General features: G+C 46.3%; 8 protein-coding genes. 5 read left to right on the forward strand and 3 right to left on the reverse strand.

Annotated elements, in window-relative coordinates:
- Positions 1-28: 28 nt before the first annotated feature.
- From CLV42_RS20950 to CLV42_RS20970, 4 genes are all read left to right on the forward strand, one after another.
- Complete coding sequence (locus CLV42_RS20950; RefSeq protein WP_211303504.1) at positions 29-3163, forward strand: efflux RND transporter permease subunit; 3135 nt, start codon at positions 29-31, stop codon at positions 3161-3163.
- A gap of 42 nt (positions 3164-3205) precedes the next feature.
- The gene (locus tag CLV42_RS20955; protein WP_106603897.1) at positions 3206-4498 is read left to right on the forward strand and encodes a TolC family protein; all 1293 of its coding nucleotides are present in this window, start codon (positions 3206-3208) and stop codon (positions 4496-4498) included.
- Positions 4499-4614: 116 nt separating this feature from the next.
- Complete coding sequence (locus CLV42_RS20960; RefSeq protein ID WP_106603898.1) at positions 4615-4824, forward strand: hypothetical protein; 210 nt, start codon at positions 4615-4617, stop codon at positions 4822-4824.
- Positions 4825-5090: 266 nt separating this feature from the next.
- The gene (locus CLV42_RS20970; RefSeq protein WP_106603899.1) at positions 5091-7541 is read left to right on the forward strand and encodes a S8 family peptidase; all 2451 of its coding nucleotides are present in this window, start codon (positions 5091-5093) and stop codon (positions 7539-7541) included.
- On the opposite strand, the gene CLV42_RS20975 is transcribed toward CLV42_RS20970, so the two are convergent.
- From CLV42_RS20975 to CLV42_RS20985, 3 genes are all read right to left on the reverse strand, one after another.
- Positions 7542-8567 (reverse strand): AAA family ATPase, encoded by a 1026-nt coding sequence (locus CLV42_RS20975; protein ID WP_106603900.1) that lies wholly within the window; start codon positions 8565-8567, stop codon positions 7542-7544. It abuts the gene before it with no gap.
- 91 nt (positions 8568-8658) lie between these two features.
- The gene (locus tag CLV42_RS20980) at positions 8659-9423 is read right to left on the reverse strand and encodes a response regulator transcription factor (RefSeq protein WP_106603901.1); all 765 of its coding nucleotides are present in this window, start codon (positions 9421-9423) and stop codon (positions 8659-8661) included.
- Positions 9420-12671, reverse strand: coding sequence for a ligand-binding sensor domain-containing protein (locus tag CLV42_RS20985; RefSeq protein WP_106603902.1), 3252 nt, complete (start codon positions 12669-12671; stop codon positions 9420-9422). The genes CLV42_RS20980 and CLV42_RS20985 overlap by 4 nt, the downstream gene beginning before the upstream one ends.
- A 242-nt stretch (positions 12672-12913) precedes the next feature.
- Between CLV42_RS20985 and CLV42_RS20990 the strand changes: the two genes are divergently transcribed.
- Positions 12914-15967, forward strand: coding sequence for a SusC/RagA family TonB-linked outer membrane protein (locus CLV42_RS20990; protein WP_106603903.1), 3054 nt, complete (start codon positions 12914-12916; stop codon positions 15965-15967).
- Positions 15968-15978 lie beyond the last annotated feature (11 nt).

The following is a 15978-nucleotide window of genomic DNA, read 5'->3' on the forward strand; positions in this document are numbered from 1 at the left end:
TCTGTCACCATTAAATCATTCAAAACAGATGAACAAGCCAAGAAAAATGCATTACCTGGAAGCCGCTATGAAGCATAAACAGGTAGTGATTATCGTAACATGTCTGCTACTGATACTCGGCGCATCGGCACTCATGAATATGCCACGCAGCGAGAATCCCCGAATAGATATGCCTACAGCGTTGGTATATGCTATATACCCAGGTGCTGATGAGAAACAGGTAGAACAGGAAGTAACAAAAAAGATAGAACAGTATCTCTTCTCTTTTGAAGAAGTAAAGAAGCGTAGTACCAAGTCGGAAACCCGCGAAGGACAGACCTTTGTGACTACCGAGATATTTACCGAGGTGAAAGACCGGAAGAAGTTCTGGCATACGCTGCAACTCGATATGGACGCCAGATTAAAGCCGCAGTTACCTGCAGGTGTGATCGGTCCTTTCGTGAACAGCAACTTCAGTAATGTGACTGCTATGATCATTGGGGTATCATCTCCCATCCGTAGCTATGAAGAGATTGAATCTTATCTTGATAAACTCGAAGACGGATTGAAGACGATCCCCGTGGTGTCGAAGATCAATCGCTCTGGTGTGCAGCAACGGCAGCTGTATATTAACGTGAATGATGAAAAGCTGCGTCAGTATGGCTTTGATATCAGCAGCCTGGTAGGTGTATTGCAGCAGCAGAACGTAACAAATTACACCGGAGAGCTTAGCATGGCTTCCAATTATATCGTGCCTGTTTACACCAACAGCCGCTATAAAACGGAGAATGAAGTGGCGAACCAGATCGTATTTAACAAACCTGATGGCACCATTGTACGCCTGAAAGATGTAGCCACCATTGAGCGCCGCTTTGAAGAACAGTCTTCTTATGTACGCATGGGTGAAAACAAGGCGATGGTATTGTCGATCGACATGCAGCCGGGACGTAACATCGTACAGTTTGGAAAGGAAGTGGAGGCAAAGATCAAAGAGATAGAACACACTTTTCCGGAGGACATAAAAATAACCACCATAGTGAATCAGCCGGAGGTAGTAGGAGAGAGCATCAGTCATTTTATGGTGGAATTTGGCCTGGCTATTGGCTCTGTGATTATCGTGGTGATGCTATTGCTGCCTTTCCGTGTAGCAGCTGTAGCCTCTGTGGCGGCACCGATCTCTATCCTGATCACATTTGGTATTATGAATATAGTAGGCCTGGAATTACACCAGGTAACACTCGCAGCGCTGATCATTGTGCTGGGGATGGTGGTAGACAATGCGATCGTAGTCGTAGACAATTACATTGAAAAACTGGATGAGGGCATCACGCCCTGGCAGGCAGCATGGCAGGCGGCGAAACAATTGACTCTGCCGATATTTACCGCTACACTGGCCATCATCTTCGCCTTCGCTCCGCTGGCGTTGTTTATGGATGGTATCGCGAAAGATTTCATGGCATCATTGCCGGTGACGATCGCTATTGCGTTGATCGCTTCCATGCTGGTGGCACTGCTCTTAACGCCTTACACCTGCTATGTGTTCATCAAAAAAGGACTTAAACACCGTATCAGCGACAGGCCTGTGAAAAAGAACCTGCTCGACAGATTACAACATGTATTTGACAAGGGAGTAGAGTTCTGTTTCCGCTGGCCGAAAGCGACGATGATGAGTGGAGTAGCCGCGGTTTTACTGGCGCTTGTCATTGCTGGTAAGGTAGACCCTGAGTTCTTCCCGATCAGCGAACGGAATCAGTTCAACATGGAAGTATGGCTGCCTTCCGGTTCTTCCCTGCAGCAAACAGAGGAAGCGGTAAAACGCCTGGAAGGTGTACTTAAAAAAGATAAACGCGTCGTACAGATCACCAGTTTCATGGGTATGAGCTCACCTCGTTTCCATACCTCCTACGCACCGGAAACACCCCGCAGGAATTATGCGCAGGTGTTTATCACGACCGTCAGCAGTCAAGCCAGTGAAGAGATGGTACATGAGTACCTGCAGTCCTTAAAAGGCTTCCTGCCTGATGGTAATATCAAGCTGAAACAACTGAGTTTCCAGGAAGGAGCGCCCATTGCTGTGCGTGTGATCGGCGACAACACGAGTGACCAGCAAAAAGTAGCAGCCCAGATCAAAAAAATACTGGAGAATGCCAAAGGCACCAACTGGGTGAGACTGGACTGTGAGGAAGACTACTTTGGCATCCGTTTACAGATCAATGAAGATAAAGCCAATCGCCTGGGCATCTCTAACCAGGCGATCACACAGACCCTGGGCGCCGGATTGAAAGGCTATGCCCTGTCTACCATGTGGGAAGGTGACAAACCGGTTGACATCTTCCTTCGCCTGGATTCTGCGAGTCGCAAGGATGCACAGGCACTGGAAAACCTGCATGTGAGCACCCGCTACGGCGATAAGATCCCACTGAAGGAAGTGGCATCATTGACACCTGCCTGGCATACCGGCATGATTGCACACAGGAACGGCCTGAGAACATTGTCTGTGTTATCCGAAGCACAGCTGGGACAGAAGCCTTCACGCATCCTGAAAGAGGTACAGCCACAGATAGACCAGTTGAAGCTGCCGCCTGGTATTCGTATTGCCTACGGTGGTGATGCAGAATCATCCGCAGATAACCAGCCTTCAATGATGGTATCGCTGGGCGTAAGTCTGATTCTCATCTTCCTGACATTATTATTCCAATTCAAGAATCTGGGTAAAACACTGATCATACTGGCCACTTTCCCGCTTAGCCTGTTGGGCGCCTTCTCTGGCCTCTATCTTACAGGCAATCCACTTGGTATGACCGCCTTTATGGGTATCATCAGCCTGATAGGGATTGTGGTCCGGAACGGGATCATCCTGGTGGATTATGCGGATGAACTGGTACATGATCACGGGTATAAACTGAAAGCCGCCGCCCTCGCAGCAGCAAAGCGCAGGATGCGTCCCATATTCCTGACGTCCTCTGCCGCCGCTGTCGGGGTAGTGCCTATGATCATCAGTAAATCGCCTATGTGGGCGCCGCTGGGTAGTGTACTGGCTTTCGGCCTCATCGTGTCCATGGCCTTAACGCTGTTCGTCGTGCCGGTGCTCTATGCCCAGTTCATTAAACCGCAACCGGTTACACCAGAGATGCCGCAGGCAGATGCGGATGCTCCTGTACAATACAAACCGGTACATGCGTAAAGCAACGTAGGCGTTTTCAAACCGTTCAATTTAATTAAGCAAATGAGTATAGTTCGATACATAACGCCGCTCCTTGTCAGTACTGCACTGTTAGCATCGCAGTACGCGACAGCGCAACGGGTGCTGACACTCGAAGAGGCAAGGAAGCTGGCGGTGACGAGGAATAACAACCTGCGTGCTGCGCAGGAAAAGATAGGGGCTGCCCGGGCACAAAAGGCCATAGCGGCAGCAAAGGACAAACCTACTATAGATGCTTCTGTAACTGGCTTTTACTTCGGTACTCCGCTGAATAAACTATTGCCTGAATATGGAGTAAGCCCAATGGTATCTGCTTCACAGGCGATCTATTCAGGGGGTAAAATAAAACTGGGTAAGGAAGCGGCAGACAAAGGCATTGAAATAGCGGAAACGCAAAAGGCACTGACAACAGCAGAAGTGGTATTGTCCGCCGAAAGCGCTTACTGGCAGGTAGTAGCCGCAAAGGAAAAGATCAAACTGGCGGAACAGTATTCACGACAACTGGATGGTTTGTATAAGGAACTCAATAACGCTTATACTGCCGGTCTGACTTATAAGAATGACCTCTTACAGGTGAAGGTACAACAGAACGACAACCAGCTCAATGTGCTCCGGGCCAACGATGCGTTGGTATTAGCGAAGTTGAACCTGGCACAGATCAGCGGTCTGGGAGATAGTACGGATTTCGTGCTCCCGGATACTGTACTGGGAGATTTCAATAATGCCACCTTACACCGTTCAATGGCGGAAATAACAGCTGACAGACCTGAGATCAAGATCCTGCAGCAGTCACTCGAAGCAGAAAAGATCCAGGAGAAATTATTGAAAGCAGACTTCAAACCCACCGTTGGATTGAATGCCGCCGGACTGGCTGGTTTCGGTAAACAAGGGATCAACCTGGGGAATCCTTCCAGTAACGCCTTCGCCAGTTACTACGGTCTCGTTCAGGTAAGTCTGCCGATATTGGACTGGGGGCAACGTAAACAGAAGATTAAGCAGCAACAGCATAACATCTCCGCGCAGCAATACCAGCTGCAGGAAACAAAGGAGAAGATATCACTCGAAGTACAGCAGGCGTATTTACTGCTGAATGAATCGGCTAAACGTATTGAGCTATCCGGCGCGTCACTGGAACAGGCAGAAGAGAATCTAAGACTGAGCAATGACCGATTAAAGGCTGGAACTATCACAGGCCAGGATGTGCTGGAGGCTCAAACTATCTGGCAACAGGCAAACAGTAATATCATTGATGCGAAGACGGCGTATCGGATCAGTGAAGCCAATCTGTACAAAACTTTAGGTATGACACGGTTTTAGTATTAGTTCTTTGGTGTTTTGATAGGCGGATCCGGGTTCGTATACTTCCCCGGATTATCAAAACCAAAGAGTAACAGTTGTAGGTTTAAGCAATACACCGGTGCAGTCGTGCACTGGTGTTTTTTTATGTGGTCAGCGCTACAGCTACCTGCCTGGTGACCACTGCCAGGCTGTTGCATGCCGCGTTAGAAAAAAACAAAAAGCATGATCATTTTCTAAAAGAAGCCCCAAAGCCTGCCAGCAGTGAGCAGTTTATCAATACCCAGTTATCAAAGCTTACCACTGAGCGTGAGGCCATTTGCGCAGCGCTGGATCGTTTACATTAAATAAAGGGTTGCAGTTGTGCACCGGTGTTTTTTTATGGAATCCCGCTTTTTATAGATACAACGCACTGAGTCTTCAACATAGAATTGATTCTCCTTAACTTCTCATTAACTGGTGTGACTGGTGAATTTTTTAAATTGAAACCTAAATCAATATTAAAATAATGCTGTATCCAGGCCAAAGTCATACCAGATGTTCCAAATGCGGGCATACAATTACGGCGATAGCTGCTACAGTTTAGTTCATCTTTAAATGTTAGAAAATAGAGATGCCCGATAATAGATTTGTATATCTCTCCAACCAATGGCAGAATAATGAATCCTTCAAGCGCCAGCGTGGTTTTACTACCTCAAACGAGCGGGAGGAAGAAGATGCGGAGCCTAAAACGATCCGGGAGTTTCAAAAAGATCGCTTACGCACAAGTTATGCTGAATTTTTTACCAAACAGCGTGTAAGGAATGAAAACAGAGCAATACACTTTGATGCCAATATTGATCTGATAAAGATTTCATTTTATGTAACTTTTAATGATGATTTAAAAAGAAAATTTTTTGAACGATATGGGCTGAGCTCCGTGGAGTTCAGTCGATTTAATAAGACTGTTACTTTTGAAGTAGTATCTGATATAACCTCTCAAAACTTTTTCAGGCATGTCCATACTATCATAAACAGCCCGGAAGGAACTGGTTACGTCAACCAACCATTTAATCTTATCGCGCTTGTAATGCATTTTGAATTTATTGACACCCGGGCTCGTTGGGTCTCTGCATCTCTAAGCGGCAGTTTGTTGACATTGATATCCTCTGCAAACCCCATTTATACAATCCAGAAAAACACACTGTTTCGTTTTCTGCAAGAACGTCAACTGACCTTTAGCTACGACCAGCAAGCACCTGATTTGATTGAAGTAGCTGTCAATGACCGGAACCAGCTACGCGAGATTGCAGATAATTTTGATATTGTCAAAGCCATTACAAGTACGCGGGCTCTTAGAGTTCGACCAGGACAATATGGGGAGCTTAGACGGGATTACGGATTTACCGTTATAGTGCCTGAACAATTGACTATAGTTGGCGTCATTGATACCGGTGTTACACGAATTACTCCACTGCAGGATATTCTTACAAATTTCTCTTATGATCATACCGGCAACGGTGCATTCTGGGATGAATCCGGGCACGGAACTTCAGTTGCAGGCCTTGTGGCATTAGGCGCTGAATTTTATGCATCTACGGATGAAGTATATACTGCGAAAGCCCGAATAGCGGTGATAAAAGCGTTGCAGTTTAATAATGATAATCTAAATATCTCAAGAATTTTAGCCGATATCCGAAGCGCCCGGCAGACACACAATGTTCGGCTTTTTAATTTATCCCTTAACATCAGCTCTGCTAAGGAGTATAATTCCACCTATAGTCACTTTGCTTATGAACTTGACAAACTTGCCCATGAACTTGATGTATTAGTATTTATTGCGGTGGGCAATATAGATCCTGATTATTTGGGTGATGCTTTAGCCGATCCGCTGCATCCTGACCATAAGTATCCTGTATTCTTTTACAAACCTGACAGCACCAGTGACGGACATAGATGCGAAAATACCAACATCTGCGAACCCGCTGAATCACTCAATAATATCTCTGTTGGCGCTCTTGCTGGTAATCTAGAGCAAAATGATCAGAGTGATGTGACTCCTAATGCGCTGTATCCTGCATATTATACCCGTAAATTTCACTTCGACTATAGTGTAAATATCAACTCCACCCCGCTACGGAAAAATCAACGGAATAAGCATCTTGTTAAACCAGATGTCGTATTTGATGGGGGGGATCTATTTGTTTATGAAGCAGGAATGGAGATACTACGCGCACACAACCATCCCGAAGGTGGGTATTTTGCCCGTACAGCGGGAACAAGCCTGGCAACACCACTTATCACATCTTATGCAGCTCAGATACTCAATGCATATCCGGAACTACGTACACAAACAGTTAAAGCAATTTTAATTAACGCTGCGACTTTTTACAAAAAAGACAATCTGCCGGCCTTTCGCAACAGCACAGAGGCACTCCTCAAAAACCTGGTGGGATTTGGAAAGCCGCAGAAGGAAAAACTGTTAAATACTGAAGATAATTCAATATTATTTTTGATCGAAGACGTCATTGCGATTGGCGAGATAATTACTATTCCCATTAACCTTCCGCCGTATCTTAAAGATGCTGGTAACAAACTCAAATTTGAAATCACCCTGTGCTATAGCTTCTTACCTGTAAAAGACAATCACCTAAATTACCTTCCATTGCACATCTCATTTAATCTGATTAAGTCTGTTGATGTGCAAGTTGCCGCAAACGCCGGGCAGGTTGTATATGGTATAAAAAATTCCTTCCGATGGAGTGAAGATCATTTTGGATTAGATAACAGGCTATTTTCGAATTCTCAATCGGCCACTTACATATTGCAACCACGGGATATAAGCGCAGCTGATAATGCGGTGGCGCTGGCTGTTCGTTGTCTATTGAAAAATGAAATTCCCGAGGAATATTCCAGGCAGGCTAAAAGGATAGCTCATAGGTTTTCTATGGTGATCCGGATAACAGAACAACAAACGCAATCTGTCAACAATTCGCTTTATCAGCAAATACTTGCCTGTAATGAGATTAAGAATATAGCGGCCGCTACTAATGAGGTTGATATTGATGTGGATGTAGACCTCTGATTATGGGATATGTAGGGCTATCTTTTCGGTGGTAATAAGGCTTTTCCATACTTTCACATCAACCACCGGTACTCGCAGCACTTGATTCTCTACATCTTCAAAAATGCTGCGTTTGATCGCGGTGATCAGTGTTTTTTGTATGCTAAAATAGCTCAGACCCAGCGCTTCTTTTGTGATTGATTTAATGGTCGACTTATCTGGCAAATTAAAATGACCATTTTTTAAAGTAAGATTAATTAGTTCTCCAATTTGTCGTTCATTGGGCAAATCGAGCTTTAGATTAACATCAAATCTTCGTAATAATGCATCATCCAACATGTCTTTCTGGTTAGTTGCAGCAATTAAAATACTATCCTGTGGCAAATAATCAAAGAGTTGCAACATGGTATTAACAACGCGCTTCATTTCACCATGATCCTGACTATAATCACGTACTTTCCCCAATGAATCAAATTCGTCGATAAATACAATGCAATTTTCAGCAGTTGCCTTTCTGAAGATCTTTGCCAGATTTTTGCTTGTCTCGCCAAGTTTAGAAGACACAATTGCACCAAGGTTTACTACGATCATCATCTTTTTCAACTCACCAGCAATTGCATACGAAGCCAATGTTTTGCCACAACCCGAAGGCCCATGTAATAAAATCTTATTGGATATAGGTAAATCAAACTTGCGTAGAATATCAGATGACTTATGCTCTTTAATAAACAAGGCTAATTCTTCTTTCACATTCTCATTGGCAACCAAATTATTCAGCGTATAGTCGGAGGTTAACTTTTCAAGGATCAAATCATTAAATTCCTTGTCCTCTAACCTGTTGTAATATGAATCAGATCCCACTTTCGTAAGTGAACTTGTGTTTTGTCGCAACCCTTCTTTTAGAATAGATTGTAATTGCAGGGCGAAGTTGATCTTCTTTGTTTTCTTGGAGTATTCAATCAACTCGTTGAGGACAGATAAAAGTCTATCCTGGTCATTTTCCAGGCCGAACTTGGCAATGTCTTTTATCAGGTCAAATTGACTCATACATTATATTTCATCTATGTTAATCTACACAAATCTAAACAATTACCATTGAAAAATACCAGGTAGTTGGTATTTTCCGCAGCAACACACCTTATCGCACCTGTTTCGACGACTGATATTCCGTAGGCGTCATCCCAAACTGCTTCAGGAAATTCCTGCCGAAATTCGTCTGCGAATGATACCCCACCATGTCAGATACTTCATATATCTTGTAGGTGCCTTGTCCCAATAAAGCTGCCGCCTTTTTCAGGCGGGTAACGTTTACCAGTTCATTAGGCGTAAGATCAGAAATGGATTTGATCTTTCTGTATAACGTAGGCCGGCTCATATTCATTAACCTGGCGAGTTTTTCTATATCGAGGTCCGGGTCTTCCAGGTTCTCATGAATAATAGCCGTCAGTTGTTCCAGGAACAATTCATCGGGCCGGCTGGAGGCAATGGTGTTGATATTGACCAGCGGCGAATGTGCAAAGTAATCTTTGATCTTAGACCGGTTGGCCAACAAGGAAGCAATTTGCGCCAGCAGGAATTCTGTAGAGAAAGGTTTGTCCACATAAGCATCCGCGCCTAATTCCAATCCCGCTATTTTGGCCTGTAAGGTGTTTTTAGCCGTCAGCAGGATAACGGGAATATGGCAATAGTCAAAAGTCGATTTGACGAGGCGGCACAGCTCAAAACCATCCATTACTGGCATCATGACATCACTGATGACCAGCTGTATCGGTTCAGTACCTAACAGTGCTAAAGCCTCCCGGCCATTTTGTGCAGTCAGTATCGTATACTTTTCACTGAGCTCGTCCCCAAGAAAGGCGAGGATTTCTTCATTATCATCAACAAGCAGTAGCAGTGGTTTCATGATGTCTGGTTTGTAGTGGTGATTGTTTTGGTTCTGCCTGGTTGCAGATTAAACTCTATTTCCTGATGTACCGGTATGCGCAATACAAATACATTCAGGTGATGATGGCCTGGTTGTAATGTCAGTGATCCTTTATGTAATGTGGCTAAGGAACGGGAAAGTGCCAGGCCTATGCCTGTACCTTTCTGCATCTCCGTTTCCTTGAGCCGGAAGAATGGTTCGAAGATCTTTTCTTTCATATCCTCTGGGATGAGGTGCCCATCATTACTGACCTCTATGATGAAATAATTCTCTTCTTCCGGGAAGACCAGCAGGCGTATACTGGCAACAGTGGCGGCATATTTTATAGCATTTCCAATCAGGTTGCCAAGTATTTTGTTGAATGCCTCGATATCTACATAGGCATATAGTTCCGTCGGCAATTCAATGGAAAGTTCCAGTTGCTTTTGTTCTGCCAGTGTTTTAAACCCGGTGTACATCTCTTCCAGCAAGTCCCGGATATTGGTCTTCACAAAGCTGAGGGAATAGCCATTCAGCTCCGTCTGGCGGAAGTCCAGCAGCTGAGTGGTGAGGCCTACCAGGCGGTTGGTATTGCGCTCCATGATGGAGAGGCTATCTTTGATCTCTGGTAGGTGACCGGCTTTCCGGATCACTTTTTCGAGCGGTGCTTTGATGAGTGTCAGTGGTGTCTTGATTTCATGTGCGACGTTGGTAAAGAACTCGATCTTGGCTTTGAACACTTCTTTCTCTTTGGCCGCTTCAAACAGCTCGATCTTCCGCCGGTTCTTTGCTTCAATTCGTTTGTGATAGTTCCGGATGATATACCAGATGATGCCTATCGCTAATACGGCATACAGTATCAATGCCCACCAGCTACGCCACCAGGGCGGCATGATTTCAATGACCAGGGTTGTTTCTGTTGCTGGCCACACACCGCCGCTATTACGGGCCTTTACCCTGAATATATAAGTGCCTGGCGCCAGTTCTGTGAAATAAGCCTTACGGTTCGTTTTCAGGTAAGTCCAGCTCTTATCCAGGTTCTCCATTTTGTAGGCGTATTCCGCAATCTCCGGCGCGGTATAACTGAGCAAGGCGAAGTCAATACTGAAGGTGGACTGGTGGTAGCTCAGGGTGATCTTATCAGTAGAGGTAACAGAGTGTTGCAAAGGAGAACCTTTTGCTGCGATGGCCAGCTCGCGGTTGTTAACCTGGAAGCCGGTAATGTACACCGGACCCGCAAAAGTATTCTGCACAAATTCGGCAGGATTGAAGCTGATAAACCCTTTGCCACTACCGAAATACATCCGGCCTTCTGCATCCTTGTAGGCGGAGTTGAAGTTGAACTGATCGCTCAGCAATCCATTCGCCCGGGTGTATGTCTTCACACTGCCATTCCGGGGATTGAAACAGCTTAACCCACGAGAGGTGCTGATCCACAGATTGGCCTGTTTATCTTCCAGTATGCTGAGTATGAAATTGCTGGGGAATCCATCTTGCGTGGTATATCGTGTAAAACTTTTTTGTGTGCTGTTATACCGGCAAAGACCACCTTCGGTAGCAAACCATAAGTGGCCACCGGAATCTTCAAAAATACTATTGACACGATCGCTGCTGAGGCTCTGTGTATCGTTCTCCGCATAGCGGAAGTTTCCTTTCGTTCCTGTGGATGGATCATAAAAATGCACCCCGCTGCCATAGGTGCCTGCCCAGAATACGCCGGACCTGTCCTGCAGCAGGCAGGAATACCAGTTCACAAGCGGCAGGCCGGAAAACAGAACAAAATCGTTCCGGACCTTGTCATATTGATAGGCGCCCCTGGTAGTGCCCAACATAATAGCGCCTCCCGGGGGATGGTAAATACAATAGATGAAATTGCTCTGCAAAGCGGTGAGGCCGGATTGCATGTTGAAGCGGCGTGTCACCTTACCGGTACGGATGTTCAGCACATCCAGGCCATGCTCGAAAGTACCGATCCAGAGGTCGTCGCCATCCAGCAGTAAACCGTGGATATTGGTATAGGAGATACTACCAGCAGCACCGGGCAGGAAGTGTGTGAATGTTTGTGTAGTGGGATCGAGTTTGTTCAGGCCTGCATCTTCGGTACCGATCCAAAGGTTGTTGTACCTGTCGGCATGGATCTCGCGAATCACGTTCCCGCTGAGGGAGTTTTCCCCTGTTTTAGGGAAGTACTTTCTGAAGGGGGTGTATTGTGTGGGATAGTAGTTAACGCCGCCGAAATAGGTGCCTGCCCAGATACCGCCTTCCTTGTCGCGGCAGAAGGTATATACCGCGTTGTCGGAGATGGAATAGGGATCATTATACATCTTCCGGAGATTTTTGGCTTTCCCCGTCAGGGTGTTATAAATGAAGATACCTGTCTCTGTAGCGATCCAGTATTCATGATCGGCCGTCTGTAGGAAGTTGCGGACGAAGATCTCGGTATGGTCATCATTATAAGAGAGAATATCTGTATAGGTACCGGAGACTATATCAAACTGTTTGGCGCCCTGGTTGGAGGTGCCAACCAGTATGCGGCCGTCCCGGGTGCTGGCTATTTTCTCTATCCAGCGGGACACCGACCGTGTGGAGTGGCTGAACATGTCGTAGGCCGTGAAAGTACCAGCATGGTGTTGCTGGAGATAGCCGTCAGTAGTGGCCACCCAGATGTTACCATCAGATGAAAGGCATAGGGAGCTGGCTTCAAAGAAACTGTTGGTATTGAAATACTGCAACTGGCGGGATGCCTGGTGATAGCGGAACAGGGATACGCCGGACACAAACCAGATATTCCCTGTGCTGTCGCCCTGTATGGCTCTTACCTGTCCCTTGGGTGCTACATCCAGCAAACGAAAGCTCTCGGTGGAATTGTCATATTGATAAAGGCCATTTTCCGTGCCTACCCAGAGGGTACCGTCAGCTCCTTCGTAGAGGGCATGGATAAAGTTGCTGCCAATGCTGGTGCTGTCTTGCGGATTGTGGCGGAAAACCTTGAAGGTATACCCGTCAAAGCGGTTCAATCCATCTTTGGTACCAAACCACATAAAACCTCTGCTGTCCTGCAGACTGCAGATGACAGCATTGTTCGACAGGCCGTTCTCCACCTGGTAATGCCGGAAATAATAGGATTGTCCCGATACGGGGCCTGTTGCACCAATAAAAAGGCAGATCAGCAGGCATATGCTTATCTGAAAATACAAACGTGGCGTGGCATTCCATTGTCCCTGTTCACTATAGCGCGGTTTACACATAGCGTCTCATAACGTAAAATCTAAAATGAGATGATTTGCTGAAGTTTTGATACAGATTGTAGAGCTTAAGAAAACTATTAATCGCAACTTCATACCATCATCCAAATCACAGATCGGAAAAAGGAGACAGCATCTTTAATTGTAACTGTCACACTAATAAAATTAGCTATTATATACATCCCGGACAAGAATTTCCGGACATATAAAAGAGTTTTATTTGAATTAATAATAATTACACGTTTATGAAACTGATCCGCATTTTGCTAAACAGCAGCGTATTCCCTATACTCGCCTGCGCACTGTTTCTGCTCATCGAGCCGGCATCTGCCCGGCAATCCGTCAGGAAAAAATACCGGGGAACCGTCATGACCCGGGAGAACGAACCTGTTATCGGCGCTTCTGTAAGTGTAAAGGGTGGCGCCGGCACCGTAACAGATGTTGCAGGAAACTTTACTATCGAGGCCGAAGAAGGCGCTTCCCTGACCATCAGCAGTATGGGTTTCGAGAACAAAGTCGTAGTGCTGAAAGGGGAGGAACCTGTTGCCGTAAGACTGGAAAAGTCGTACCGGAACCTGGAGGATGTTGTGGTAGTGGGCTATGGTACCGTAAAGAAAAAGGACCTGACCGGTTCCGTGGCACTGGTGAATGTGGGCGAAGCGAAGAAGAATGCGTCTTACGATGTGGCTAAAATGTTACAGGGACAGGCAGCCGGTATCAGTGTGCATGGCTCCGGAGAACCGGGCGGTTATGTACAGATCAAGATCCGCGGTACGACCACCTTCGGGAATAACAGTCCGCTGTTTGTAATAGACGGTGTGCCGGTAGATGCACCTTATGATTTTTCCCCCAATGACATCGAGAGTATCCAGGTACTGAAAGATGCATCCGCAGCCGCAATATATGGTTCCAGGGCCGCCACCGGCGTGATCATCATCACCACCAGGAAGGGAAAGCAGGGACCTGTGAGAGTGAACTTCAACAGTTATGCAGGCGTACAGGAAGTAGCGAGGAAGATCTCGCTGACTGACAGGGCACAATACCAGCAGATCGTATCTGCGGCAGAAACGAACGCGGGATTGACCCTGGCGCCAGCCAATGATCCATCCAATCCATCCTATGTGTCCAATATCAATACCGACTGGCAGAAAGAAGGCCTGAAACGGGGCGTGATACAGGACCACAATGTAGGACTTTCCGGTGGTACCGAAAGCATCTCCTACAATGCCTCATTGGGCTATTTCAACCAGACAGGTACACAGGTGGGGCCGCAGAAGTACGACCGATATACCCTGAATAGTAACCTGCAGGGTAAAAAAGGCCGTTTCAGCTATGGTGTAAAGGCGGCCTATACACAATCGCATAAAGGCAATTATGCCGCTACCAATGGTCATGCGGTATTCGGAGGGGTAGTGACCAGTATGCTGACGGCTATTCCTACCATGCCTGTATACGATGCTTCCCGCCTGGGCGGATATGGCGGCAGCGACCAGGTAAAGAACAGGGCTATCTCTGCTAACGTAGTGGGTATTAATAACCTGGTGAATGATTATAGCGACCGTAACCGCTTCCTGGGAAATGCATGGGGCGAACTGGAAATAGTGAAAAACCTCAAATACAGGATGAACGCCAGTTTTGACAGAACTGACTATGAGAATTCCCACTTCGAGCCACGGTTCGACATGGGATATTATTACCTGAATACACAATATTACATGTACCTGCAGACGGGGCATGCGAGCACCAGCCTGCTGGAGCATACATTGACCTACCAGCTGCAGAAAGGCAAACATAAAATTGATTTCCTGGCAGGTTTGACATACCAGGAAGATAAGAACGAATGGATGGCTGCTTCTGCACAGGATACGGCTGACCTGAACTTCCACACATTTGCGGCTGTAGCAAGAGCAAGCGCCAAAGGTGTGACCAGCTGGAAAGGTATGGCTGCGCTGTACTCCACGTTGGGAAGGATCAATTACAACTATGACGACCGTTACCTGCTGACGGCTAATTTCAGACGTGATGGCTCCTCTAAATTTGCACCGGCTAACCGCTATGGTAATTTCGCTGGCTTTGCTGCCGCCTGGAATATCAGTAATGAGAAATTCCTGCATTTGCCTTCCTTCATCAGTAGTATGAAACTAAGAGGTGGTTATGGTGTATTGGGTAATCAGACTTCCCTGGGCTGGTATGACTACCAATCGTATATTAACAATACAACCAACTACCTGTTCGGTGATCAACTGGCCACCGGTTCCACTACTGTGTCTGTAACAGACCCGACCCTGAAATGGGAGTCAACCACTACCACCAACGTAGCCCTGGATCTGGGTCTTTTTCATGAGAAATTGTCCTTTACGGCGGAATATTACAACCGCCTTTCAAAAGATATCATTACCGCTATTCCTATACCTTATTCAGTAGGTTCTTTCCCACAAACGCTGACTACCAACGCCGCATCTCTGAAGAACAGCGGTATCGAGTTCACGCTGACTTACAAGGACAATATCGGCGCATTGAACTACTCCATCAATGCCAATGCTTATACCCTGAAGAACAAGGTTGAAAAGCTGGGCGGAAAGAACAACCCGGTATATGGCGCAGGCAGCAAAACAGAGGTAGGTCGTGAAGTGGGTGAACTGTTCGGCTATCAGACAGATGGCATCTTCCAGAGCCAGGACGAGATCAGCAAACACGCTACCCAGGATCAGTCAGGTGGTATCAAGCCAGGCGATATCAAATACAAAGACATCAACAATGATGGCGCGATTACCGATGCTGACAGGACTTACCTGGGCTCAGTGATCCCTAAATTCTACTATGGCCTGAATGTATCTGCTTCTTACAAAAACTTTGATGTGTCTTTCTTCTGGCAGGGTAACATGGGCAGTAAAGTGAACAACGGTGTTTACTCCGCACTGATGGCTGGCCAGTATGGTAATGCACATACTGACGAACTGAATTACTGGACGCCTACTCACACCAATACCAATGTACCAAGGCCACTGATCAACGATATCAATAACAGCAGGTTCTCCGATCGTTTTGTACAAAGCGGCTCTTATGTGAAACTGCAGAATGCGCAGATCGGGTATACGATTCCTGAGTCTACACTGACCAGGACACATGTATTCAGAAGCCTGCGTGTGTATCTCTCAGGATTGAACCTGGTAACTATCACCAAATACAAAGGCTACGATCCGGATTTCATCAGCGACGGTTTGTTTAACAGGGGCTTCGACTACGGCTCCTTCCCGAACCCGAGAACCGTGATGTTTGGTGTACAGTTAGGCCTTTAATCTTTAAACAG

This window comes from Chitinophaga ginsengisoli, assembly GCF_003014595.1.
Lineage (GTDB): Bacteria > Bacteroidota > Bacteroidia > Chitinophagales > Chitinophagaceae > Chitinophaga > Chitinophaga ginsengisoli.

Excerpts from the sequence above, each read along its gene's own strand:
- CLV42_RS20950 (WP_211303504.1), top strand. The coding sequence starts at position 29 with ATGAACAAGCCAAGAAAAATGCATTACCTGGAAGCCGCTATGAAGCAT.
- CLV42_RS20955 (WP_106603897.1), top strand. The coding sequence starts at position 3,206 with ATGAGTATAGTTCGATACATAACGCCGCTCCTTGTCAGTACTGCACTG.
- CLV42_RS20970 (WP_106603899.1), top strand. The coding sequence starts at position 5,091 with ATGCCCGATAATAGATTTGTATATCTCTCCAACCAATGGCAGAATAAT.
- CLV42_RS20975 (WP_106603900.1), bottom strand. The coding sequence starts at position 8,567 with ATGAGTCAATTTGACCTGATAAAAGACATTGCCAAGTTCGGCCTGGAA.
- CLV42_RS20980 (WP_106603901.1), bottom strand. The coding sequence starts at position 9,423 with ATGAAACCACTGCTACTGCTTGTTGATGATAATGAAGAAATCCTCGCC.
- CLV42_RS20985 (WP_106603902.1), bottom strand. The coding sequence starts at position 12,671 with ATGTGTAAACCGCGCTATAGTGAACAGGGACAATGGAATGCCACGCCA.
- CLV42_RS20990 (WP_106603903.1), top strand. The coding sequence starts at position 12,914 with ATGAAACTGATCCGCATTTTGCTAAACAGCAGCGTATTCCCTATACTC.